Raw genomic sequence first — 23,361 nt, 5'->3', positions numbered from 1 at the left:
AGATGGAAAATAGCAAAACCATATTAAGCCTTGACTTTTTTGTTTCTTTTTTTGTCAAGAAAAAAAGAAAGACAAAAATTCTGTATTTTCGAATATGAAACAAATATCCCGCATTATCTTTCTTTTACTATTTGTTATTGTACAACCTTGTTTTGGACAAAAAGCTAAGAAACCTCAAGTTATTGTATACGGATCAGATCTTTTAGCATTTTCAGTGGCGGTACAGAGCGCCAAATCGAGTGTTCCAACAATATGGTTAGTTGAGGGGGAACAGCTGATGCCTGAATTTTCCAGCGGGCAGGTTCAGATAGAGAATATGCCACATCTAGATGGTGGAATATGGATGGAAATTTTAATGGAAATGGCTCTTGCAAAGACTCCGGATGATTCGCTGGCGACGGTTGTTAAACGAGAAATGAATCCCCGACTATTTCAAAACGCTGTAGAGAAAGTATTGCGAAAGTTACCGCAATTAACAATAATGAGAGGAGAAGATATATTGTCAATCAAGCGACGGAAGCGCGATTGGGAAGTCCAAGTGTCTAGTAAACACAGATATATTGTACGGTGTGTAGTCGACGCATCCGGGAAACAAGAATTATCTAATTTAGTTGACATATCTTGGGGTAATAATATCGAGCCAATGCAACCACTTCGCACATTGTCTTTAACGCAAGTCCGTACGTTAGTGGCAGCAGGACAAATCGGCGACACGCTATATGGAGCACAATTGGGAAATATTCTAGCAGGAGAAAGAGATGGTTTCTTTAATTTTCGAAGTTTAGAAGAATTGCTACATGAAGATATAAAATTAAGCCCTTTTCGTACGGCCGTTGGACAAGCAGTCGGTGCAACAGCAGCTTATCTGGCATTTTTCAAGACTTCTGCTGACAAAGTAGACATCCGAAAATTGCAAACAGAGTTAATGACATATAACGCCCGTATTTTACCTTATCAAGATGTTGCGGTTAATGAGGTACACTTTTACGCGTTACAACGTTTTGGATTAGCCGGCGTATTACCAAATCTACATAAAGATGATGATTTTCGTTTCCAAAAAGATGAACGCGTAAGTTTTGATGAAGTTGAACCCATTTTTGACCGGTTGTATTCCAGAAGTCAATTGTGGTTTTTAGATAATAAGGGGGATGATTTCCAATGGAAAGATTTCCTGTCTTTAATTAAATTCGTAGGACTTCGTGGAGACGAAATAAGCAAACAGATAGAGAAAGAATGGTCGGCAAAGTTAAAATTTGAGGGCAGCTTTGACGAAGAAGCTTTTGTTAGCCGCTATCAATTTGCTGTTATTATGGACAGATATGCTAACCCTTACGTAAAAGCGGTCAATCAACAAGGAGATTTTATAAATTAAACTTTTTCTTTTTTCGGAAACACCAACGACGCCACAATACTGATCACCAGAATGGATATAATGATGATTAAAGAGTGAACTGTTTGGAAACCGAATTCTTCCAGCCAGCTATGCAGCAACATTTTTGCTCCGATGAAAATCAATAGAAATGCTAAACCGACTTTCAGATAATGGAATTTATCAATGATATTCACCAAAAGGAAGAACATAGAGCGTAATCCTAAGACAGCGAAGATATTAGAGAAAAATACAATGTAAGGATCTTTTGTTACAGAAAAGATTGCGGGGATAGAATCCACAGCAAAAATCAAGTCCGTAAATTCGATAACCAATAATACTAAAAACAAAGGCGTCATATACCTTACGCCGTTTTCGATATGAAAGAAACGGCCACCATCCAAACGGGGAGTAACCTTAAAATATTTCGACGCAAACTTGACCACAGGGTGATTTTGCGGGTCAACCTCTTCCTCCTTGTTACGATTCATATACATATTGATACCGGTATACACTAAAAAAGCGCCGAAAACATAGAGTATCCATCCAAACTTTGCAATTAATGCCGCCCCAACAAAGATGAATATACAACGGAGGATGATTGCGCCGATGATTCCCCATACCAGTACTTTATGATAGTATTTTTCCGGAATACCAAAGGAAGAAAATAGAAGCACCATAACGAAGATATTATCCACGGACAACGCATATTCCACCACATAACCAGTGAGGTATTCTATACTTAACGTCTTGTTATATAGTTGGATACTTGCTGCTAAATCGTTCTCATTGATGCGGATATTATGGTAGTGCTTCGCAATGATCTCTTTGAGGCGGGCAAAATCATGGACGTTATGTAGCTCATTTCCCCAAATATATAGTACCAAGCCAAATGCTAGCGCAAAGAAAACCCAAACCGCACTCATGATGGCAGCAGCTTTGAATGATACTGGCTTGTCACTCTTGGAGAACAATCCCAAGTCAATGGCGAGCATAAGGACAATGAATATAATAAATCCTCCAAAAAATAACAATTCGTGGCTCATATGTAGATTCTATTTATTTCTTTCTGTTGTAAATCTGACTAATTGTTCTAACGCAACCTTATACGTATTATCAGGAAATGCTGTTAATATATCAAAGGCTTCCTGTTGGTACTGCAACATTTTATTTCTTGCGTAATCCATTCCGCCGCTGCTCCGTACAAAAGTAATAACTTCGGCGACCTTATCTTTGTTTTCACTATGGTTTTTTACCAGGTTGATAATACGCCTCTTCTCCGCGCGGTTTGTATTTCTTAGGGCGTAAATGAGTGGTAGGGTCATCTTTTTTTCTTTGATGTCATTTCCTACTGGTTTTCCGATATCGTCCAGGCCGAAGTCGAAAAGGTCATCTTTTATTTGAAAGGCTATTCCTACCTTTTCTCCAAACAGGTGTAGGCGGTCGACAGTCTCTTGCGGAGCTTTTACAGAAGAGGCACCACAGGCACAACATGCCGCGATAAGGGAAGCAGTTTTCTTACGGATCACCTCAAAATATACGCTTTCTTCAATATCAAGTTTACGTGCCTTTTCTATTTGCAGTAATTCGCCCTCGCTCATTTCTTCTACGGCGTCAGACATGACTTTTAGTAGGTTGAGTTCATTATGCTTCACAGAAAGTGACATGCCTTTTGAAAGTAGGAAATCACCCAATAACACGGCTATTTTGTTTTTCCATAAGGCATTGACCGAGAAGAACCCGCGGCGTTCATTCGCATTGTCCACTACATCGTCATGTATTAAAGATGCCGTATGTAATAACTCGACCAATGACGCTGCCCGATAGCTAGAATCATTGATGTCCCCACACAATCCGGCTGAAAGAAAAACGAACATAGGGCGCATTTGTTTTCCTTTCTGTTTCAAGATGTATTGTGTAATGCGGTTTAACAAGGGTACAGAGCTATGCATCGATTCTTTAAACCGACTTTCAAATTCTTTTAGCTCTTGTGCTATTGGGTTTTGTATATCTTTTAATTTCAGCATGAAAAATGGCTAAATCACCATGGCTTTTAAAGCAGTTAAAATTGCAATAAATATAAGAAATATCCATGTAGGATAAACACAAAACTGGATGAAATAATCTGGAAATGATTATAAAGCGTCGATAGCTAATTCTAATTCTTTATACCATTCTTCACCATATTCACGAATAAGGGGTTCTTTGACAAATTTATATACCGGGATACCCAGTTCTTTACCAAATGTACAGGCGTCGCTACAAATATGCCAACGATCGTAATGTAAAACATCAAACGCGGGATAGCGTGTCGTGCGGATAGGGTAGAGGTGGCAGGATATAGGTTTTTTCCAATCGATTTCGCCTAGTTCATAGGCTTTTTCAATTGCACATTTCGTAATACCGTTGTCCCAGGTTACATAAGCACATTCTTTATTGCCATCCACACAAGTCGTTGTTAGATCGCCATCCATATCGATAACGTGTGTGCCTTGTTCTTCGATGGCCTGGATGCCCTTTTCGGTCATATAAGGTTTTACTTTCGGGTAGATTTCACGGAGAATCTCGGTTTCTTTTTCATTTAGAGGCGCTCCTGAATCTCCTTCTACACAGCAAATACCCTTACATTTGTTTAAATTACAAACAAAATCATTCTTGATGATATCCTCGTGCACTAATACGTTGCCTACTTCAATCATGTTGTTTATTTTGAATAACTAACGCGCTTTCCAAGCGTGTGCTTTAAGCCTTTTGCACTGATCAACTCCATGGTCACGGTACCCACCAAAATTTCTACTTGTGCTTTTACGGGGATACGATTACCATCGTTGGTAACCCATAGGAAAAGTTGGCTATCTTTTCTGAATATCCTACCGGGTGTGATTTCTGGACTGAACTTAATACATTCCAGCTCTCCTAACGATGTCTTGATTTTTTCGATACCGACATATTTGATGCCCAGCTGAGCCACTTCATCGTTTAAGAAGTACGTAAGTTTAAATGAATCTCCTTTTTTTAGAGAAGATAGATCTAGATTACGGGAAAAATAATAGGCTGATAGTAAATCGAAAAATTGGGAGGTAGGGCTGGTAAATGTACCCTTCTTACCCGAAACTTTTTTATTCTGATGGTCGAAAGTAGCATATTCCTCACGGGTATAATTACCTTCATGTATATCTTCGATATAGAGATATGGAAGATATGTACTGCCATCAATATAGGAATCGTACTTATTCCTTACTTTATAAACCGCAAATATTCCGGAAGTCTGGCCAAAAGCAGATAAATGGAAGGCATTGGGATTGCTAAAACGTAGCTTCGACTTTTCTACTTTTAATGTACCTGTTGCAACAGACAAAATCCCATACTTTAACTTATATGTTAAGTTCTCTCCGGCCTGATATGTAGGTTGCGGCAAATATGGTAACGTCTGTCCGATGGTAAACCCTATGCTACAAATGAAAAACGCGATAAACGTGTAAATTTTCTTCATATAGTAATGGACATAGATAGTGGGCAATAGTTTAACTTTTACGCTTATATACGGGTACAGTAGAGCAAGGCTCACCATACATGATGCTCTTGACAACTTTGCTTAATCCAAGGGTAAATTTAATAAACGCTGATTCCGGCACATAGATATCTCCACATCCCTTTACTACAACCCGTCCATCTTGATAGGTACTAAAATCAATTTGGTCTAATGCCTGCGTAAACAAATTGTCCAACACGGTTTCTTTATCTCCAAAATGTACCGAAAGCGCATGCGGTTCAAGTTTATTCGCAAGAAGCATGTAAGCCCAAGTAGGAACGATAGCATCTGTTGAGCAGATAATACCGACGTGTCTATTCTGGTATTGACTCCAATCGTGTTCCTTAATAAATGTTCGAAAATCTTTTTCCTTTAATATAAGCCCGTGAAATAAATTGTCTTTAATGTCATATACCACAATTTCTTCTTTTGGCGCATAATGCGCCAAATCAATGGTAATTAGACCGCTTTGGGCTACTTTATTGACGATATTTTCTTGAATGTCCATACGATATCAAAACAAAAAGCCGGACACCAATATGTCCGGCTATAAAGTTACTTATTATATCCTAATAGAATCTAATGCGATTGTCATGAATATCAGCTTTGTGCTGGAGAGCTTGGTAAATAGCCCCCCAAGAGCGCTGTGCTTTTGCCGTCTGCATTTGTTGCTTTTGATTGTTGATATCGCTAGCCACAAGTTCCGCAGGATTAACAAAACCAGTCACTTGCACAGCAAATACGCCTTGCTCGCCTTTTACCGCTTTAGACAGTTTATTCGGTTGTAAACCAAATGCTGCCCCTACCACCGCTGGCTCCATCGCCACACCTGGAAGTACCGGGTTTGCCATAACGATATTCTCAATGTCAACGGCTGTTTTTTCTAGTTTTTGTGCCACTTGATCTATCGATGACGCACCACTCAACGCATTGTTTAGCTTTTCTGTAAGCATTTTTGCTTTTACTTCATTGCGTACACGAGCTTCGATTTGTGGTTTCACAGCTTCTAACGAAAGCGTGCCTTTAGCTTGCACATCAACCACGCGTGCAATAACAAAATGATCTTCGGTGTCAAATATCCGTTCTGAAACTTCTCCTTTTTTAGCTTCAAAAGCCCAACGAACAAGATCCCGTGGGACTTCAACACCATTAAAGGTATTATCCATCGGTACGACACGTTCTGCTTTATGTACCGTAGTGCTTTGTTTATTTGCAACTTCTGTAAAGTTTTTGCCATTTGCCTCACCAAAGAAGTTATTTGCTTTCGCGTATGCGGCATCCGTTGTCGCTTTGCCACTGTTGATCACCTTATCTACAATAGCCGCTTTAACAATTTTCGAATTACCAATTTGTTTTTCGATTCGGATAATGTGTGTTCCAAAACGACTGTTAACGATAACTACGTCACCAGCCTTGCCTGAAAATACAGCTTCATCAAACTCTGGAACCATTTGTCCTCGTGGGAAAGTACCTAAATCACCGCCATTTATTTTACTGCCTTCGTCTAAACTAAATTGCACAGCAAGTGCGGAAAAACTTTCTCCTTGTTGGATCAACCTTTTGATGGAATCCGCTTTCGCTTGGGCTTTATCTATACCGCCTTCTGCTGTTGTATTCAATAAAATGTGAGAAGCTGTTACAGAGTCCGGACTGAATTTAGCATCCACAACCTTTGCGATTTCAAATCTGTCGTTAGATAAAAAAGGTCCGACTGTTGCGCCAACAGGTGCATTGAAAATAACAGAATCCAATGCCGGGCTTACTTGTCCTTTACGTAGATAAGTATACGGATATTTAGTGTCCGAGTTGACTGTTGCAAATAATGAGTCTGTAGTCGAGTTTACGAGTTCTGACTTCAATTGCTCAATAACAGACTTGGTGGCTGCTGTATCGTTAGCAGTAGGTCGGGCGTCAAACAATACATATTCTATCGCTCTGCTTTCCTCTTGATTTTCGAAAGCATTTTTATGCGCGTCGTAGTATGCTTTGTAATCCGAATCGGTTAATTTGATTTCTGAATCTTTCACCGAAGAATAATCAAGCATTAAATATTTAAAGTTTGCTAATTTATTACGTTGGTTATACTCTTCTTGCGCTTCCAATGAAGTAACGTATACGCTGTTGGTCAATAAGTTCGAATATTTTTCATTCAAACGCTCATTGCGGATGTTTTCTAAAAGCATCTCCCATTGTTGGCGCATTTCCGGTGTTCCCTGGCTATTAATTTGTGAAAGGAACGTGTTCAACTGGTTTTTATCGAATACGCCCGTTTCAGGGTTGGTAAATGCTTGAACAATTTGTGGCGAAGGATTGGTGCCGGACACCAAATTGTTTAGCTCATCCCGTCCAACAGAAAGCCCTATTTTCTCGATTTCCTGCTTCAAGAGTTCTTGTGAGATAAATTGATTCCAAACTTGCTGTACCGCATAGTTACGCATTTGTGGCGATGCTGTTCCTCCCATTTGCTGTTGGTACATTGCTGTAGTTTGGTCAACCTGCATGTTAAATAGCTGGTAGTCAATAGATTCTCCATTAACGCTGCCCACTTGATTTTGATTCTTCATCCAAAAAGGAGTTCCATAGCTGATGATATCTCCCAATAAAAACGCAATAATTGCTAAACCAATGACAGTTACTACCAACCCCGCTCGGTTCCGCAAATAGCTCATTAATCCCATAGTCTATATACTCTGTTTATTCAGTTACTTAATTGACCTTTATTAAAAACAAGGCGCAAGATACGACTTTTATGAAAAAAAATATAAAAAATTGTTTGCGACATCTTAATTACCGAAAGAAGGAAGTTGTTGGTCGCCCGAAGGGATATAGAAACCGGTCATATTTTGACCATCAATCTTTTTGAAATCCGTGTCCGAAATGAAGGAAGTCGCTTGTAAACTTCCGCGTTGATCTTTGAAGTCGAAGGTGATAGGAACAGAATTATAATAAATGTTTTTCTTCTCGTCAAAATAAAGTTCTTCTGTTTTAATCACCGAGCCATCGACCATATTAACAACCACATTTTTTCTAAATTCAGTTAGCCCTTCATTTATCTTTTGGACCGCATAATCCGAGCGTATGCGCTGGGACTCGCCCCCATGTTCGTCGAAAAAGCGTATCAATACACCTTTCTGAAATTCGTACATAGCAATGCTGTCTGGATATTCCCGCAGTTCGGGCGCTGTCAGCTCAGCTTTTACTTTCGCGGAATCACTATAGATTACCGTCACGTCTCTAGAAATGTTGACATTCTCTTCTTGTTGTATATTCGCGATCTTTTCGACATCACGTAGATCATTCTCACAAGCCATAAATGAAAGCGCCCCTAACAACATATATATCGTTAAGGACAGTTTTTTGTAACTTTTATGGATAGGCAAGAAATGCATCGTTAATCTAAACTTCGGCGAATAAACCAAGAGTCGTTAATCGTGAAACCAAAATTAATGTTGATATACCGTTCCCTTACCAAATTGTGGTTAAGTGAACCTTGTTGTCCAAGTTCGGCGGAGATATTGATTTGAGAGAAGGTACGTCCAAAATTTGTTTCTGGTAGAGGTAAGCCTAATCCTATGCTAACAGCCATATCGTTAATCCGTTGGTTCCTATATACAATCGGCGTTTGGTTATAACGGAATCCCAAACGGTAATCTACCTGATTCCAATAACGTACTGAAGTGGGATCAGGCTTAATTTGTCCTCCTACGGCAAAACCATAGCTTTTTTCTAGTTTGCTTTGGCCTTCCAAAACTTCGAACTTCGACCAATCAGCATAATTAAAATCAGCGCCTACCAACCAATTATATCCTTTTGACAAGGTGAAGCCGACATTATGCTTTAAAGGAAGTTGGATCTTTTTGGTAGCAAAAGTTCCAGTGCTAATGGTATCTAGTGGCGGGGCAATATAGTCTTCGTCAAAATTATTTTGAGAGATTGTAATGATCCGGCTTGGTTTCGCATTGATCTTGTTATTTAACGTTCCCGTATAACCCAATGTTAAGTTATATTTCCTGTTGATGGATTTGCTATATTGAATCCCGTAATCAATAGTTGCCCCCCTGATGTTGCGAGTCTCTTTTAACTCTGCCGGATAGGCGGAGAGATCACTTAGAAACTTCACTTCAGTAATGTCGTAAAGATTTCCAAAAAGAAAACCGGCATTAGCACCTATGCTTAACCCTTTGACAGGTGATACACCGTAACCTAAATAGGCTTTATTGATTCCACCTTCTCCAAATATCTGCTTCTCGTAAACTAAATCATCTATAGATTCTACACTTTTTGATGAATATCCAACATCCGAAAACGGTAGTAACCCAAAAGAAAATCCGCCGTATTTTTGTAATGGTATCCCAATAGCAATATGTCCAAAGGCAAAATCGGCGGTATTATCGCTCAAATTATTTCTTGATAATTGTGTGAAATTACCATACATACCCGCTTCTAAAACCGTACGGTTCAGCCCCGAGTAGGATGCAGGATTGGCAATGTTCAATGTAGGAAGTCCCGTTAGATATCTTACACCGGTGGAGATACCGCCCATAGCACGTGTTTGTGGCAATAAGTCGTTTCGCATTTGTCCCAAACCAAATTGTGAATAAGGAGAATGGGAGGTAGATCTTTGTGCATATGCCTGTTGGATGCCAAATAAGCTTAATCCTAACAACAGCTGCATGGCTATTTTGGTAAAACTTCCTATTGAATTTCTGTGCATGGTCAAAATTTGCTACAAAACTATCTAATTTTTAACTATTCCGTTAGTTCTATTTGTTAAAAAAGGTTAATCGGTTGGTGCTTAGTGATTTGTGTAGCAACGGCTACATAGCAGGCATAAGCCTTTTAATATTAAATAAACTGGAAATAGATAATAGCGGCTACAATAACAAGATATAATGTTTCGTATATCCATTTTGATTTTGAATTAGTGAAATAAAATGCAAGGTAAATTGCAATTGGAGGGGCGCAAAGCAAAAAATGGTTGATGGTGATATGATTGTTAAGATAAAAAGAACCTAAGGTCAACAATATCATAAAAAATAGAAGTTGGAAAGATTTGCGTAAATGGACAACACTCTTGAAGAAATGTTCCTTCAGCACAACAAGAAAAAATAACAAAGCGATGGCTATCGGAATAATAACGAGGTAGTCATACATATTAAGGGACAACTCAGTAGGAAATGCGTAACCAAGCGGTTTAAAAATGGCAAAGAATTCTTGTAGACGCCCTATCCAATAATAAATAACGCCCAAAAGGAAATATATAGTCGAAAAACCTAATAGCGGCGTTATCCACTCTCTCCAGTTAAAAGGGCGAAAGATCAGCAAACTTATCCACAAAAGCAACATCATGACCATAAACGGGAAATAAATTAGGCTTCCGATGGCAACAATCATCCCTAAATCAAACATCAATCCTTTTATATCATGTTGCTTATAAATATTAAACAGTTTGCCAAGCATCCATATCGTAATAAAATTACAAATAAGGGGAGGAGAAAGCACCAAAAATGGCGTAAACAAACTAACCAGCGTCATATACATTAATGCTGGGGTAAAATTGGGCTTGCCCAGAAGGTTAAAGTTATTAACTATCCGATTTAGGAAAAATGCCTGTAGTAATGTAAGGATCAAGGTAATCATCACATTCTCTCCAGGAGCTAGGCCAGAGCCTATCCGTATCCCGATAAGGTTGTTGATTGCAGGCTCAAATAATATAGGAGTGATGTGATCCGGAAGGCTAAGGAAAATGCCTAAACATAAAACCAAACCGATAGCCGATACCAAAACAATATTGATTGGCGTAAATTTTCGATGTTGGCTTATGATCATTGTCCGATTACTTCTCTAGTTTCTTTATACGTCTATCCAACATAAATAAGAATATACCCAAAACGACAAAGATGGTTAGCAACACAAGTACCACTACGTATATCTTTCCGGAGCTACGGAGGCCGGTCGCCATTTCTATTTGATTTTGGGCAAATGTATAATTACTTATTATGAGAAACACTAAAAACGTGGTTATCTTTTTCATGATGATTGTGGTTTGTGAGATTAATCGACGAAGTTTCTTTTATTTTCCAGAAGACGCACACGATAACGCAAAGTACATATCCATACGCCTATCAGAATCCAGCCAATAGTGGCCGTATAAAAAACGGGACGCATTTGGTTGTCCATGTCGAGATCGCCAAACGTTCCATTACCACCACTTCCGGGATGTAGCGAGTCTGTCATTTTAGGCATGATGTACATCAGTACAATCATGATCGGAAATGCAAAAATGTTATATACTGCGGATATTTTAGCCCTTTTCTGTTCTTCTTCTAATGCATTTCGTAAAACGAGATAGGCCAAATACATAAGTGTTGCGATCGCCGAACCATTTGTTTTAGGATCGTTAGGCCAAAAGTCTCCCCAGGTGATATTTGCCCATTGCATACCCGTTAGTAAACCTATGATACAGAATACAATCCCTGTATTGACTGCTTCGACAGCCATTAAGTCGTCGTTGACACGGCTGCCATTCAAATAACGTATGCTATAAATAACAGAAATAAGGTAAAGGGCAAACATGGCGGACCACATTGGTACATGGAAATATACATTGCGGATAGTCTCATGTAATAGGAATAAAGCGGGAACCGGGCCGAGGAAGCCCACTACAATACTAGCGGCTACCATGACCAGTCCTAAAATTTTCCACCAAGATTTTTTCATCTATATGTAATCTATTTTAAACGTGATGAAGCTATAGAATTAATCACGCCAAAGATAAGGAAATAACAGTAAAGAAATGGTAATCGTAATTACATTAATTGCCAGCAAGACGAGTATCTCATTGGTACTTTCGCCTCTTGGAACCCCGGCTAGCGCATTTTGAGATAGGGTAATTAAGACGATAAGCAGGGGTATGATAACGGGGAAGCTCAATACCGCCATAAGAGTGCTATTATTGCCTGCTTTGGCACTGATGCCTGACACCATGGTGAATACCGAGGCAAAGCTAATGCTGCCCAATAAAACCGCTGCTATATACAGGAAAGGATCACCTACGGGATTACTAAACGTGATGCTATAAGCTATATAAGCAATTATCGATAAAAGAACCATCACCAGCGTATTATAAATTATTTTAGATAATATAATAGCGTGTGGACTGATTAGTGTATAATAATAGAGCTGTCGGTTTTGGCTCTCTTGAATAAAACTTCGGCTGATAGCGTTGACACTGGCAAACAACATAATTATCCAGAACAGGGCGTTCCAAACAAGTGTATCTACAGATTTGAATGCCTGATGGCAAACAAATACTGTAGATACAACGTATAATAAGATACCATTTATCGCGTACTTCGAACGCCATTCAAGAATGATATCTTTATAAACTAAAGTTTTTACCTGTTGGAGTGTATTCATGCGCGCAGCAAAGATACAAATACTTGTGCTCGAAACCGCGCCGACCCCAAATTAAGTACTAAGCTTTGTCTAATTCTGATTTTGCTTTATCAATAACGTCCTCGGCCTTGCCTTCTGCGTCATTTACAGCTTTTGAAGCTTTATCAGCCCATTTTCCAGCCTTCTCAGAGGCTGCGTCTGCTACTTGTTTTCCTTTTTCAACAGCCTTGCCCTTTAAGTTCTCTAATTCGTCTTTAGCTGATTTAGCAAATTTAGCTGCACGTTTCGCTTCTTTTTTAGAGAGTTCCTTAATGGACTTCGTGAGGTCTTTAACACCTTTATTCGCCCGCTCCAATTGTTCTTTACCATCATCTGTTGCTAAGAAATAATAGGCAGCTGCACCAGCAGCTAAACCAACAAGCGCAAATGTGATTAGTCCATTTTTATTTTTCATAATATCCTTTTTTTTACTCATTTAATAATATTTATACGTAACTCTTTGTTATCTTAACAGATAAAGTTCGAAAAATGTTTTAGTGAGGATGATTTTTTTATAAAAGATTTTTGCTAATTCAATTTTACTTGTTGTATAGATTGTAAGGAATAAAGATGGTGATAAAGACCGCTACCTTTTGACATAAGCTCAACATGGTTTCCTACATCGGATACTTCTCCGTTTTCGATGACTACAATTTGATCTGCATCCCTAATGGTGCTTAACCGATGCGCGATGATGACAGATGTACGGTTGCGCATAAGTTCTTCCAGGGCTAATTGCACCAACCGCTCAGATTCGGAATCTAAAGAGGAGGTTGCTTCGTCCAGGATGAGAATGGCAGGGTCTTTCAATAATGCGCGCGCAATGGCAATACGCTGGCGTTGCCCGCCCGACAGTTTTACACCGCGTTCCCCCACAAGCGTATCGTAGCCCTGCGGGAAAGCCATAATAAACTCGTGCGCATTTGCCCGTTTCGCGGCTTCTATGATATCCTCCGCGTTTGCATCCAAGCGACCATATCCAATGTTTTCACGGATCGTGCCGCCAAATAATAACACGTCCTGCGGAACGATGGCCACTTGATTACGGATGTCCGTCAGCGAATAGGCTGAACTATCTTTTCCGTCGTAAGCGATAGATCCCGATGTCGGTGTATAAAATTGTAAAATAAGCGAGGCAATAGTTGATTTTCCTGTGCCACTTGGCCCAACTAACGCCAATTTTTTTCCGGCATCCACATGGAACGAAATATCTTTTAAGATAGGTATATCCGGACGGGAGGGATAAGTGAAGCCCACATGGTTGAAGGTAAGTGCACCTTGCATGGGTATCTCGATATCATTGTTGTTTGCTGATATGTCTATCGGTTCCGGTTGTTCTTCCAAAATATCAAGCACGCGTTCACTCGCACCGATGGAGCGCTGTATATTGGCATATAGCTCCGGAAAACTGCCCATCGATCCGGCGACAAACATCGAATATAAAATATAAGTGGTAAGGTCTCCTACGGAAATCTCCCCCTGCGAAACAAGCGAGGCACCATACCAAATAACCACAAGAACGGCTCCGAAAATACAGAAAATGATAAAAGAAGCAAAGATGCCCCGGTAGGTTGCTCCTTTGACAGCCAGTTTCACGACAGCACTCAGTTTGTGGGCATAACGGTTGGTCTCGTAATACTCATTTACAAATGCTTTGACATTGCTGATGCCTAACAATGTTTCCTGTACAATGGTATTGGAGTCGGCCAGCTGATCTTGTGCCTGACGAGACAGGTTGCGTATAAAGCGACCAAAAATAATGGCGATGACAATAATGACGGGTAGAATGGCAAGGTTCATTAGTGCCAGTTTCGGGGAAACAAATACCAGGAGGCATATCCCGAACGCCAGGCTAATCGTCTGACGTAATATTTCTGCTAACGTTGTTGTTAATGTATCTTGAATCTGAGCCAAATCGGTAGAAAGACGGCTGTTTAATTCTCCCACTCGTCTATTGGCAAAGAATTCAATTGGCAACGTAATGAGTTTATGATAACTGTCTTTACGGATACTAGCTAAGGCCTTCTCCGCGATTTCGACAAAAAGCCGTATCCTGCCGAAAGACACGATGGATTGAAACAAGAGCAACACCATCGAAATCGCGCCAATGCTGAATAGGCTAGCAGGTAGCCAAGGGTATTTCTGTTGTCCTTGGGCTGCGTCGATCATAGCACCAAGCAGGGCCGGGAAAGTCAGCATGGTTAAGCTAGACAGGATAAGGAAAAACATGCCCAATATAAATTTTCCCCTATATGGTTTTAAATAGGTGAAAATTTTTAACGCTTTCTTCAGTAATTCTTTACTAAGCTTGGGTTTGGGTAATTCTTCTGATTGTGTATTACCACTGTTCAAACGCGATCTCGCCATTCTTCAACTCGAATTATTAGAGAGCAAAAATACGGTATTATTTATGTGCCCTTATCACTCTTGCGTCAAATTTTGGGACTTGCGCCGTCTAAGGTGTAGATATAAGGTAAAGCCTAACGCCAAAATGACAATGGTCAATATGAGGATGGTTGTGTGGCGGTTTCGTTGCTTAGCTTCCAGGTCATCGATTTGATTGCGTAGTTTTTCATTTTCTGTTTGGAGCTTGGTAATCGTGTGCATGTAGCCGGAAACCTGTTTGTTATATTCCACGGCTAGGTTTTCATTTTTATTGCTTTCGCTGCCTTTTATGTCCAGTAACTTCTTTGTTTCCAGAAAGATGTCGTTGTCTGTCAAAACAATCTCCCGTAGGATATCGATAGACTTCTGCATATCTTTTTTTCTTTTGAAAATGCCAAATACACCGGTCTTTTGACGTAAACTGTTGTCAAACTCGCCGAAACGCCTGCTGCGTTTATCCAGTAAGCTGTTAACACGCTCTCGCTGCTGTTCGAAGCTGATAGAATCGGCGTCCATGTTGGTTTGGGAATTGCCCATGTGGAGCATGCCGACTAAAAGGACAATAAGTAAAGAAAGCTGTTTCATCTTAACTGTCTAAAAATTCCACCATGACAACTTCATCTTGTTGCAAACCCAATAATCGACTAGCATGGCCCTTGTTGATCGCTATTTCCAAGAAGTTGCTGATTCCAAATAAACAGAGTTTTTCTCCTTCCGGTACTTCATTATAATGCCAGCTTAGTTTATTTATGGTTTCATTCCTTTTGAAATGTAATTTGAAACTTCGGCCTTTTTGAACTTCGTTGAAAAGCTCTTTGCTAATATTGCTGATGACGTTTCCGAAAGCGTCAATATACGAAACGTGACCTTTTATGGTGTTGGACCCAACCAGTGGCTGTACCAGTACCTTTTTAAGAGGTTTGTCGATAGGCTGTCCAATTTCGGACAACGGTTCCCCTTTAGCAATATGACAGGCTGCTTTAGACAGTATATCAGCCAAAGGAAAATGCAGGTAACGTAAATCCTGCATAATATCAATTTCGTACAGCTCCTGTGGGTCACTTTCACCAAGGATAATGCTAAAAATGCCATTATCGGCTCCGACGAAAAAGTGATCGTCAAATTTCATCATGGCATAATTGGAATCTTCTTGAAACACAGTGTCGATCCCGATAAGATGTACCGTACCCTTAGGGAAGTAACGGAAAGCGTTGCGGAGTACGACAGCAGCACGTTGTATATCAAAAGACGGGATTTCATGCGTAATATCTACCAAACGGACATCAGGCAATTGCGATATGATACTGCCTTTTAATGCCGCCTGATAAAAATCACGGTGCCCCAAATCTGTTGTAAGCGTTATTACTCCCATACACTATGTACCTGTAAAGATACTAAAAACGTTAAAATACGGTGATGCCCTCTTCGCAAAAGAACTACAAAAGTAATAAAAGAAAGTGCAATATGAATCGTTGCATCGCTAAATTTCCATTTTTTATCATGTGTGTGAAAATAGATAATTATAGTTTGTATTTTTGGTTTATTAATGCTGTAAAACATCTATCTTTATTACATAAAAATTAAAACAAACAATTTGAACGAAGTACTTATACCATTAGAGGACGTTAATCTAGTAACGTTATGGGGAGCTCAAAATGAACATTTTGAGTTAATAAAAAAAGGCTTCCCGAAGCTTCGGTTAGTAGCACGGGGGGATGAATTGAAAGTGTTGGGAGAGGAGTTGGAACAGAAACGATTTAAACGTGTGTTCGAAGGCATATTGCAGCATATTGACCGATTTCAAAATTTGGATTCCAATGCATTGGAGGATTTGGTAGGGATAAATGGCACGGCTGAAAAACAGGCAGAAAAGAAAACAGGGGAATCTTCTGCTTTTAAAGGAGAGCCGATTGTTTACGGGCCTAACGGCTTGATTGTTCGTGCTCGTACCCCGAACCAACTGAAAATGGTGGAGAGTATAAGTAAAAACGATATTCTGTTTGCCATCGGGCCAGCAGGTACTGGTAAAACTTATACGGCGGTAGCGTTAGCGGTTCGAGCATTAAGGAACAAGGAGATAAAGCGTATTATCTTGACACGTCCGGCCGTTGAAGCCGGAGAAAATCTAGGCTTCCTGCCGGGTGACCTCAAAGAGAAGGTAGATCCGTATTTGCGTCCGCTCTATGACGCATTGGATGATATGATCCCCTCCGATAAGCTGAAAGATTATTTGGAGCGCCGGGTAATAGAGGTGGCGCCATTGGCATTTATGCGCGGGCGCACGTTGGACAATTGTTTTGTCATTTTGGACGAAGCACAGAACGCGACCGATATGCAATTAAAGATGTTTCTTACCCGGATGGGGCCAACAGCCAAGTTTATCGTTACGGGCGATCTTACGCAAATCGATTTGCCAAAGAAAACACAGTCTGGGCTAGCGACGGCGGTAAAGCTTTTAGAAAATATTAATGGCATAGATATTATCCATCTAAGTGGATCAGATGTCGTTCGACATAAACTGGTAAGACGTATTTTGGAAGCGTATGGGGATATTTAGGATTGAATACAATGAACGCAATAAAAGAAACAACATTTAATTTTGATAAACAAACCGCCTTTTATAAAGGTAAGGTACGTGATGTATATACCATAGCCGATGAATATCTGGTGATGGTGGCTTCGGATAGGATTTCTGCTTTTGATGTCGTGTTGCCACGTCCTATTCCTTATAAAGGACAAGTGTTGAACCAGATTGCGGAAAAATTTCTGTCGTCTACGAAAGATATTATTCCAAACTGGGTCATCACCGTACCTGATCCAAACGCGACTATAGGGTATAAGTGCGAACCATTTAAGGTGGAAATGGTTATCAGGGGATACCTGGCAGGGCATTTGTGGCGAACTTATCGTGATGGGAAAAGAATCCTTTGTGGTGTAACTTTACCAGAAGGGTTGAAAGAAAATGATAAGCTTCCCGAGCCTATTATAACGCCAACGACGAAAGCAGATGTCGGACATGACGAAGATATTTCGCGAGAAGACATCATGGCTAAGGGCATTGTGCGTGAAGAAGACTATGTACAGTTAGAAAACTTCGCCCATGCGTTGTACCAAAGAGGTGCTGAAATGGCGCAAGAGCGAGGATTGATACTGGTGGATACCAAATATGAATTTGGCAAAAAAGATGGTGAAATATATTTGATGGATGAAATCCATACACCGGATTCGTCCCGCTACTTTTATGCCGAAGGCTACGAAGAACGACAAGCGAATGGCGAGCCGCAACGGCAGTTGTCTAAAGAATTTGTACGGGAATGGTTAATGGATAACGGTTTTCAAGGAAAAGACGGGCAGATCGTGCCCGAAATGACCGATGATATCGTTCGATCTATATCGGAACGCTACATTGAACTTTATGAACATATCACGGGAGAGAGATTCCAATATTCGGCAAATGAAGACACTGTTTTGCGGGTAGAACAAAATGTGACAAAAGCTTTAAATAAATTGTTATAGATTAGATGTATGAAATTTACGGTTGACAAGCATGAGCGCTATGTGGTTATTGAACCACTTACAGATTTCCTTGATGGAGAAGCGGCAGCGAAATTGAAAGGTGAGTTTATGTTGCGCCATACCGGCGGCCAACGTAATATTGTGTTAAATCTTTGCCACGTATCCGATGCGGATGAAGATGGATTGCGTATGGGATTATTGGCGCGCAGGTTATGTAAAGCCTCGGGTGGTCTCTTTATTCTTACGGGATTAAGCGAGAGACTCGTAAACTTACTCAAAATGGCCAATATGGAAGGGTATTTTAAAACTGCACTGACAGTTTCTGATGCCGAAGACATGATTTTCGGCAACGAGCTGCGATTGGATTTAAGGACAAGCCAGCATGACAAAGTTTGAGGTTTTGATATTGGGAAATAGCTCGGCAACACCCATATACGGTCGTCATCCGACTTCCCAAGTTCTAAACTTTAACGAACAGCTCTTTCTAATAGACTGTGGTGAAGGCACACAAATGCAGTTATTCCGTTACGGAATTAAAGGTAGCCGGATAAGCCATATTTTTATCAGCCATTTGCATGGAGATCATTATTTGGGTCTTGTCGGGCTACTTTCTTCGCAACATCTAGTTGGGCGTCGAGGCGAATTGCATCTCTATGGCCCTCCGGCGTTAAAAGAGATAATAGATTTGCAATTTAAGCATTCAGATACGCGGCTGCGCTATCCATTGATTTTTCATCCTACAAATGAATACCGCCAAGAAGTGATATTCGAAAATACACAGCTTAGCGTGAGCAGTTTCCCTTTGCGGCATCGTATTGCCTGCACGGGATTCCGGTTTGAAGAAAAAGTACGGTCTGCATCCCTAAAAAAAGAAGAAGTAGAACGACTGAATATACCTGTTCCCTACTTGCGTTTATTAAAAAAAGGCATAGACTATGTAGCAGATGATGGCACGGTGCACCGAGCAAAAGATTTAACTTATCCGCCACCGCGCCCACGAAGCTATGGCTATTGTTCTGATACGGTGATGAATGAAGACTATTTTGAAGCAATTAACGGAGTGGATTTATTATACCACGAGGCGACATTTCTTCACGATCGGGTAGAACGTGCCAAAGAAACATTTCACACTACCAGTTTGGAAGCAGCACAGATTGCCCAGACTGTAGGAGCAAAGAAACTTCTGCTTGGACATTTCTCCGCCCGTTATAAAGATTTACAACCTCTTTTGTACGAATCTCGAGCAATTTTTCCCCATACAGAGCTGTCTGAAGAAGGTAAGTGGTTTTTAGTATAGGGTTTTTGTAGATTTTTCCCCATCTTTACACGCTCAAATGAAAACCTGCATGAGCCGCCGCTAAGAAAAGGACTAGAATAACTTAGCTCATGCAAGCTTCATTGCCATAAAGAACACATTATTCTAATGAAAAATATGAAGACGTCTTTTAGCCTGAACCTGCTGCTGAGGGATAACATAAAGAAATTAATACCTTATTCATCGGCAAGAGATGAATTCAAAGGAGAAGCCTCTGTTTTATTGGATGCTAATGAAAATGCATTCGGTTCGCCCTATGGTAAAAATTATAATCGCTATCCAGACCCGTTGCAGAATCGGGTAAAAGAAAAATTGCACCATATTAAGGGCGTTCCGGTAGAAAATATCTTTTTAGGCAATGGTAGCGATGAAGCTATTGATATTCTTTTTCGTGCATTTTGTGAACCAGGAAGGGATAATGTTATTCTTGTGCCGCCTACCTATGGCATGTATGAAGTTTCGGCGAATATCAATAATGTAGCCTGTAAAAAAGTAAATTTAACAGCGGATTACCAGTTGGATTTAGACGGTATTGCGGAGGCAATCGATGCGTATACAAAGCTGATATTTATCTGTTCACCCAATAATCCTTCGGGAAATAGCATCCATCGTCAAGATATCGAGACAATCTTGGTCAATTTTGATGGGATTGTGGTGGTAGACGAAGCTTATATCAATTTTTCGAGGCAACCGTCCTTTACTCAAGATTTGGCCGAGTTTCCGAATTTAGTAGTTTTACAGACACTTTCGAAAGCTTGGGGATTAGCGGCTTTGCGACTGGGTATGGCTTTTGCCAGCAATGAAATTATCCAGGTATTCAACAAGATTAAACCACCCTATAACATTAATCAAGCCACCCAAGATATTGTTTTGGAGGCGCTGGACGGTGTGGAGATAGTAAACGAATGGATTAAGGAAGTAGTCGAAGAACGAGAGAAGTTATCTGCTGCTTTACGGACGTTGCCCCAAGTTGCACACGTGACGCCATCGGATGCCAATTTTATATTGGTTAAGTTGGAAGAGCCTCGAGCCCTCTACAATTTTTTGGTGGGGAAAGGGATTATCGTACGCGACCGTTCTAAAGTGGAGCTATGTGAGGGGTGCTTGCGCTTGACTATCGGCACGCCTAAAGAAAATATAGTGCTATTAGAAAATATTCGGGAGTTTTATAAATAAATAGATGAAAAGAGTATTGTTTATAGACCGTGACGGGACATTGATATTAGAGCCGGAAGACGAGCAGATTGATTCTTTTGCCAAGCTCAAATTTTACCCGGGAGCGTTGCAATATTTACCACGTATTGCAAACGAATTGGATTTTGAATTGATCTTAGTATCCAATCAAGATGGCTTGGGTACAGCCTCTCATCCGGAAGAAAACTTTTGGCCCGTACATCATTTTATCGTCGATACGTTTGCTGGAGAAGGTGTCCGTTTTGTGAAAGAACACATCGATCGTACATTTCCCTATGAGAACGCACCAACGCGTAAGCCTGGCATTGGTATGCTGAGCGAATATTTTGATGTTACGCAATATAATTTGGCTGAATCTTTTGTAATAGGTGATCGTATCAATGATGTAAAACTAGCCGAGAATTTAGGTGCTAAGGCCATTTGGTTGCGTAATAACGATGACCTGGGGAAGGCCGAAAACTTAGACGTACAAAGCCAATTCATCGCACTGGAAACAACGGATTGGAAATCCATATATGAATTTTTAAAATTAGGTACGCGTACGGGTGAGCACCATCGTAAAACAAATGAAACAGATATCTTTATCCAATTGAATCTTGATGGTTCAGGAAAATCGGATATAGATACTGGATTGCCGTTTTTCGACCATATGTTAGATCAAATCGCCAGACACGGCGCAATCGATCTTACGGTTAAGGCTAAAGGTGATTTACATATCGATGAGCATCACACGATCGAAGATACGGGTATCGCATTAGGCGAAATCTTTCTGAAAGTGTTAGGCGATAAACGTGGTATCGAACGTTATGCGTATACTTTACCAATGGACGATTGCCTGGCACAAGTGGCCATAGATTTTGGTGGTAGGAACTGGATCGTATGGGATGCAACTTTCAATCGGGAGAAAATAGGCGATATGCCGACGGAGATGTTTTTCCATTTCTTTAAATCATTCTCCGATGCATCAAAATCGAATTTGAATATCAAAGCGGAAGGCGATAATGAACACCATAAAATCGAAGCTATTTTTAAAGCCTTTGCAAAATCAATAAAGAAAGCGGTACGGCGAGATGCGGAAAATATGCAGTTGCCAAGTACAAAAGGGGTATTATAGTAGCTCGTGACCCGTAATTCGGAGCTAATAACGAACCCCGAGGGGCTGATCTTTAGATAAATCACGAATCACGAATCAAAATGATTGGAATAGTAAACTACGGAGCAGGGAATATTTTTTCGTTGACAGCGGCACTCGACAGAATCGGGATAGGTTATGGTATGATCAATAATGTCGATGATTTTGACCAGTACGACCGTATAATCATCCCGGGAGTCGGGCATGCTGGAGCTGCTATGCGAAAGCTTGACGAAACCGGACTGGTACAGTATATCATATCCCTAAAAAAACCTGTATTGGGAATCTGCGTAGGTATGCAGTTGTTAACTTCTTTTTCGGAGGAAGGTGATGCCGAGCTGTTGCATATCGTTCCGTTAAAGACGTTACATTTTGATAAGCGTATCGGCAAAAAAGTCCCTCATATGGGATGGAACAGTATATCGCCTAAAAAGGATTGTCCTCTTTTTGAGAATATTACTGATAATAGCTATTTTTATTTTGTACATTCCTATTTTATTGAGGCGGATGAGCAATATACATGTGCATTTTGCACGTATGATGTTATTTTTTCGGCGGCGATACAAAAAGGAAATTTTTATGGTGTACAGTTTCATCCGGAGAAATCCGGAAAAGCTGGCGAGCAGATATTGCTTAATTTTTCCCGATTATAGGGGATATTGTTTATACTTGTCGATTATTAATGATCGACTTTACGATTTTTGACTTTTAACTTATTACTTTAAAATATGTATATCATTCCTGCTATTGATGTTTTGGATAAAAAGGTTGTCCGTCTGAGAGAGGGCAATTACGATGACGTCACGACGTATGACATATCATTGGAAGAGCAAATTAAAATGTATCATGCCAACGGTACCGAACTCGTGCACATTATCGATTTGAATGGTGCAAAGGGCGATTTCAGCAATCAGGACTATCTATTTGATATTATTCGTAAAACGGATATGAAGGTGCAATATGGAGGGGGAGTAAGAAGTATTGAGAAAGTAAAGGAATTGGTTGACGCAGGTATTTATCGGGTCATCGTCGGAACGCAGGCAATTACCAACCCTACTTTTTTGGAAGAATTAGCCAAACTAAATGAGGGACGCGTAAAATATGCGAAGCATATCGTTATTGCGATTGACGTGTTGGACGAAGTCATCAAATATTCCGGTTGGCTGGAAAGTTCGCCTATTAAGTTGATTTCATACATAGATAAATGTCTTTCTTTAGGATTCTTCCGTTTTCTTTGTACCGATATCAGTAAAGATGGTAAACTGGGAGGGGCCGGTGTTGAACTATATCAGAAACTTCTGGATCATTCGCCAATTATCAAACTGATTGGTTCGGGTGGAATTAGTTCCATGGATGATATCCGTGCCTTAAATGCATTAGGCCGAATGGAATCCTGCGTAGTGGGTAAAGCCATCTACGAAAACAAGATTTCCATCGATGAGATTAAAGATTGGAATCTGAAGACACTCATTAGTATCTAG

At 40.2% G+C, this 23,361-nt stretch carries 25 protein-coding genes; 9 read left to right on the top strand and 16 right to left on the bottom strand.

Translation table 11 applies throughout. The features are described from left to right. Positions 1 to 94 precede the first annotated feature (94 nt). Entirely contained in the window at positions 95 to 1,372 is a 1,278-nt protein-coding gene (locus tag H8B21_RS02415; RefSeq protein WP_190312186.1) for a hypothetical protein, read from the top strand. Here the strand turns inward: H8B21_RS02415 and H8B21_RS02410 are convergent. The 16 genes from H8B21_RS02410 to H8B21_RS02335 form a co-directional block, all read right to left on the bottom strand. Then, positions 1,369 to 2,415 (bottom strand): TerC family protein, encoded by a 1,047-nt coding sequence (locus H8B21_RS02410; RefSeq protein WP_190312185.1) that lies wholly within the window; start codon positions 2,413 to 2,415, stop codon positions 1,369 to 1,371. The genes H8B21_RS02415 and H8B21_RS02410 overlap by 4 nt on opposite strands. Before the next feature lie 9 nt (positions 2,416 to 2,424). Next, a complete protein-coding gene (locus tag H8B21_RS02405; RefSeq protein WP_190312184.1) occupies positions 2,425 to 3,396 on the bottom strand; it encodes a polyprenyl synthetase family protein in 972 nt (323 codons plus the stop codon). Between the two features lie 108 nt (positions 3,397 to 3,504). Next, a complete protein-coding gene (locus H8B21_RS02400) occupies positions 3,505 to 4,068 on the bottom strand; it encodes a DUF3109 family protein (RefSeq protein WP_190312183.1) in 564 nt (187 codons plus the stop codon). A gap of 5 nt (positions 4,069 to 4,073) precedes the next feature. After that, positions 4,074 to 4,862, bottom strand: a complete 789-nt coding sequence (locus H8B21_RS02395; RefSeq protein WP_190312182.1) for a DUF3108 domain-containing protein — start codon at positions 4,860 to 4,862, stop codon at positions 4,074 to 4,076. A gap of 31 nt (positions 4,863 to 4,893) precedes the next feature. After that, positions 4,894 to 5,409 carry a DUF2480 family protein gene (locus H8B21_RS02390; RefSeq protein WP_190312181.1) on the bottom strand — a complete coding sequence of 172 codons (516 nt, stop codon included), beginning with the start codon at positions 5,407 to 5,409 and terminating at the stop codon, positions 4,894 to 4,896. Positions 5,410 to 5,470: 61 nt separating this feature from the next. After that, positions 5,471 to 7,570, bottom strand: coding sequence for a peptidylprolyl isomerase (locus H8B21_RS02385; protein ID WP_223814782.1), 2,100 nt, complete (start codon positions 7,568 to 7,570; stop codon positions 5,471 to 5,473). 114 nt (positions 7,571 to 7,684) lie between these two features. Continuing rightward, positions 7,685 to 8,236 (bottom strand): LptA/OstA family protein, encoded by a 552-nt coding sequence (locus H8B21_RS02380; RefSeq protein WP_223814870.1) that lies wholly within the window; start codon positions 8,234 to 8,236, stop codon positions 7,685 to 7,687. Between the two features lie 56 nt (positions 8,237 to 8,292). Further along, positions 8,293 to 9,615 carry a porin family protein gene (locus H8B21_RS02375; RefSeq protein ID WP_190312178.1) on the bottom strand — a complete coding sequence of 441 codons (1,323 nt, stop codon included), beginning with the start codon at positions 9,613 to 9,615 and terminating at the stop codon, positions 8,293 to 8,295. Positions 9,616 to 9,746: 131 nt separating this feature from the next. Beyond that, positions 9,747 to 10,730: a DUF6427 family protein gene (locus tag H8B21_RS02370; protein WP_190312177.1), complete on the bottom strand. Its 984-nt coding sequence runs from the start codon at positions 10,728 to 10,730 to the stop codon at positions 9,747 to 9,749. Between the two features lie 7 nt (positions 10,731 to 10,737). After that, on the bottom strand, positions 10,738 to 10,935 hold the full coding sequence (locus tag H8B21_RS02365) for a CcmD family protein (RefSeq protein WP_190312176.1): 198 nt from the start codon (positions 10,933 to 10,935) through the stop codon (positions 10,738 to 10,740). 20 nt (positions 10,936 to 10,955) lie between these two features. Continuing rightward, entirely contained in the window at positions 10,956 to 11,621 is a 666-nt protein-coding gene (gene ccsA / locus H8B21_RS02360; RefSeq protein ID WP_190312175.1) for a cytochrome c biogenesis protein, read from the bottom strand. Between the two features lie 39 nt (positions 11,622 to 11,660). Then, a complete protein-coding gene (locus tag H8B21_RS02355) occupies positions 11,661 to 12,320 on the bottom strand; it encodes a heme exporter protein CcmB (protein ID WP_190312174.1) in 660 nt (219 codons plus the stop codon). A gap of 58 nt (positions 12,321 to 12,378) precedes the next feature. Then, positions 12,379 to 12,774 (bottom strand): hypothetical protein, encoded by a 396-nt coding sequence (locus tag H8B21_RS02350; protein ID WP_223814781.1) that lies wholly within the window; start codon positions 12,772 to 12,774, stop codon positions 12,379 to 12,381. Between the two features lie 92 nt (positions 12,775 to 12,866). After that, positions 12,867 to 14,705, bottom strand: a complete 1,839-nt coding sequence (locus H8B21_RS02345; protein ID WP_190312173.1) for an ABC transporter ATP-binding protein — start codon at positions 14,703 to 14,705, stop codon at positions 12,867 to 12,869. A 54-nt stretch (positions 14,706 to 14,759) separates the two neighbouring features. Then, a complete protein-coding gene (locus H8B21_RS02340) occupies positions 14,760 to 15,308 on the bottom strand; it encodes a hypothetical protein (RefSeq protein ID WP_190312172.1) in 549 nt (182 codons plus the stop codon). Between the two features lies 1 nt (position 15,309). After that, on the bottom strand, positions 15,310 to 16,095 hold the full coding sequence (locus H8B21_RS02335) for an SAM hydrolase/SAM-dependent halogenase family protein (protein WP_190312171.1): 786 nt from the start codon (positions 16,093 to 16,095) through the stop codon (positions 15,310 to 15,312). 222 nt (positions 16,096 to 16,317) lie between these two features. Between H8B21_RS02335 and H8B21_RS02330 the strand changes: the two genes are divergently transcribed. From H8B21_RS02330 to H8B21_RS02295, 8 genes are all read left to right on the top strand, one after another. Then, positions 16,318 to 17,280, top strand: coding sequence for a PhoH family protein (locus H8B21_RS02330; protein ID WP_190312170.1), 963 nt, complete (start codon positions 16,318 to 16,320; stop codon positions 17,278 to 17,280). An 11-nt stretch (positions 17,281 to 17,291) separates the two neighbouring features. Beyond that, positions 17,292 to 18,239, top strand: coding sequence for a phosphoribosylaminoimidazolesuccinocarboxamide synthase (locus H8B21_RS02325; protein WP_190312169.1), 948 nt, complete (start codon positions 17,292 to 17,294; stop codon positions 18,237 to 18,239). A 9-nt stretch (positions 18,240 to 18,248) separates the two neighbouring features. Further along, a complete protein-coding gene (locus tag H8B21_RS02320; protein ID WP_190312168.1) occupies positions 18,249 to 18,635 on the top strand; it encodes an STAS domain-containing protein in 387 nt (128 codons plus the stop codon). Continuing rightward, positions 18,622 to 19,536 carry a ribonuclease Z gene (locus H8B21_RS02315; RefSeq protein WP_190312167.1) on the top strand — a complete coding sequence of 305 codons (915 nt, stop codon included), beginning with the start codon at positions 18,622 to 18,624 and terminating at the stop codon, positions 19,534 to 19,536. Before H8B21_RS02320 ends, H8B21_RS02315 begins: the two co-directional genes overlap by 14 nt. Positions 19,537 to 19,671: 135 nt before the next feature. Next, on the top strand, positions 19,672 to 20,730 hold the full coding sequence (gene hisC, locus H8B21_RS02310; RefSeq protein WP_190312166.1) for a histidinol-phosphate transaminase: 1,059 nt from the start codon (positions 19,672 to 19,674) through the stop codon (positions 20,728 to 20,730). Between the two features lie 4 nt (positions 20,731 to 20,734). Continuing rightward, entirely contained in the window at positions 20,735 to 21,862 is a 1,128-nt protein-coding gene (hisB, locus tag H8B21_RS02305; RefSeq protein WP_190312165.1) for a bifunctional histidinol-phosphatase/imidazoleglycerol-phosphate dehydratase HisB, read from the top strand. An 80-nt stretch (positions 21,863 to 21,942) separates the two neighbouring features. Then, positions 21,943 to 22,533 (top strand): imidazole glycerol phosphate synthase subunit HisH, encoded by a 591-nt coding sequence (hisH, locus tag H8B21_RS02300; RefSeq protein WP_190312164.1) that lies wholly within the window; start codon positions 21,943 to 21,945, stop codon positions 22,531 to 22,533. A 75-nt stretch (positions 22,534 to 22,608) separates the two neighbouring features. Next, positions 22,609 to 23,361: a 1-(5-phosphoribosyl)-5-[(5-phosphoribosylamino)methylideneamino]imidazole-4-carboxamide isomerase gene (locus H8B21_RS02295; RefSeq protein ID WP_190312163.1), complete on the top strand. Its 753-nt coding sequence runs from the start codon at positions 22,609 to 22,611 to the stop codon at positions 23,359 to 23,361.

The organism is Sphingobacterium chuzhouense (assembly GCF_014692525.1).
GTDB lineage: Bacteria > Bacteroidota > Bacteroidia > Sphingobacteriales > Sphingobacteriaceae > Sphingobacterium > Sphingobacterium chuzhouense.
This window is presented reverse-complemented; position numbering and strand designations above follow the sequence as displayed.

Excerpts from the sequence above, each read along its gene's own strand:
- H8B21_RS02415 (WP_190312186.1), top strand. The coding sequence starts at position 95 with ATGAAACAAATATCCCGCATTATCTTTCTTTTACTATTTGTTATTGTA.
- H8B21_RS02410 (WP_190312185.1), bottom strand. The coding sequence starts at position 2,415 with ATGAGCCACGAATTGTTATTTTTTGGAGGATTTATTATATTCATTGTC.
- H8B21_RS02405 (WP_190312184.1), bottom strand. The coding sequence starts at position 3,396 with ATGCTGAAATTAAAAGATATACAAAACCCAATAGCACAAGAGCTAAAA.
- H8B21_RS02400 (WP_190312183.1), bottom strand. The coding sequence starts at position 4,068 with ATGATTGAAGTAGGCAACGTATTAGTGCACGAGGATATCATCAAGAAT.
- H8B21_RS02395 (WP_190312182.1), bottom strand. The coding sequence starts at position 4,862 with ATGAAGAAAATTTACACGTTTATCGCGTTTTTCATTTGTAGCATAGGG.
- H8B21_RS02390 (WP_190312181.1), bottom strand. The coding sequence starts at position 5,409 with ATGGACATTCAAGAAAATATCGTCAATAAAGTAGCCCAAAGCGGTCTA.
- H8B21_RS02385 (WP_223814782.1), bottom strand. The coding sequence starts at position 7,570 with ATGAGCTATTTGCGGAACCGAGCGGGGTTGGTAGTAACTGTCATTGGT.
- H8B21_RS02380 (WP_223814870.1), bottom strand. The coding sequence starts at position 8,236 with ATGTTGTTAGGGGCGCTTTCATTTATGGCTTGTGAGAATGATCTACGT.
- H8B21_RS02375 (WP_190312178.1), bottom strand. The coding sequence starts at position 9,615 with ATGCACAGAAATTCAATAGGAAGTTTTACCAAAATAGCCATGCAGCTG.
- H8B21_RS02370 (WP_190312177.1), bottom strand. The coding sequence starts at position 10,730 with ATGATCATAAGCCAACATCGAAAATTTACGCCAATCAATATTGTTTTG.
- H8B21_RS02365 (WP_190312176.1), bottom strand. The coding sequence starts at position 10,935 with ATGAAAAAGATAACCACGTTTTTAGTGTTTCTCATAATAAGTAATTAT.
- ccsA (WP_190312175.1), bottom strand. The coding sequence starts at position 11,621 with ATGAAAAAATCTTGGTGGAAAATTTTAGGACTGGTCATGGTAGCCGCT.
- H8B21_RS02355 (WP_190312174.1), bottom strand. The coding sequence starts at position 12,320 with ATGAATACACTCCAACAGGTAAAAACTTTAGTTTATAAAGATATCATT.
- H8B21_RS02350 (WP_223814781.1), bottom strand. The coding sequence starts at position 12,774 with ATGAGTAAAAAAAAGGATATTATGAAAAATAAAAATGGACTAATCACA.
- H8B21_RS02345 (WP_190312173.1), bottom strand. The coding sequence starts at position 14,705 with ATGGCGAGATCGCGTTTGAACAGTGGTAATACACAATCAGAAGAATTA.
- H8B21_RS02340 (WP_190312172.1), bottom strand. The coding sequence starts at position 15,308 with ATGAAACAGCTTTCTTTACTTATTGTCCTTTTAGTCGGCATGCTCCAC.
- H8B21_RS02335 (WP_190312171.1), bottom strand. The coding sequence starts at position 16,095 with ATGGGAGTAATAACGCTTACAACAGATTTGGGGCACCGTGATTTTTAT.
- H8B21_RS02325 (WP_190312169.1), top strand. The coding sequence starts at position 17,292 with ATGAACGCAATAAAAGAAACAACATTTAATTTTGATAAACAAACCGCC.
- H8B21_RS02320 (WP_190312168.1), top strand. The coding sequence starts at position 18,249 with ATGAAATTTACGGTTGACAAGCATGAGCGCTATGTGGTTATTGAACCA.
- H8B21_RS02315 (WP_190312167.1), top strand. The coding sequence starts at position 18,622 with ATGACAAAGTTTGAGGTTTTGATATTGGGAAATAGCTCGGCAACACCC.
- hisC (WP_190312166.1), top strand. The coding sequence starts at position 19,672 with ATGAAGACGTCTTTTAGCCTGAACCTGCTGCTGAGGGATAACATAAAG.
- hisB (WP_190312165.1), top strand. The coding sequence starts at position 20,735 with ATGAAAAGAGTATTGTTTATAGACCGTGACGGGACATTGATATTAGAG.
- hisH (WP_190312164.1), top strand. The coding sequence starts at position 21,943 with ATGATTGGAATAGTAAACTACGGAGCAGGGAATATTTTTTCGTTGACA.
- H8B21_RS02295 (WP_190312163.1), top strand. The coding sequence starts at position 22,609 with ATGTATATCATTCCTGCTATTGATGTTTTGGATAAAAAGGTTGTCCGT.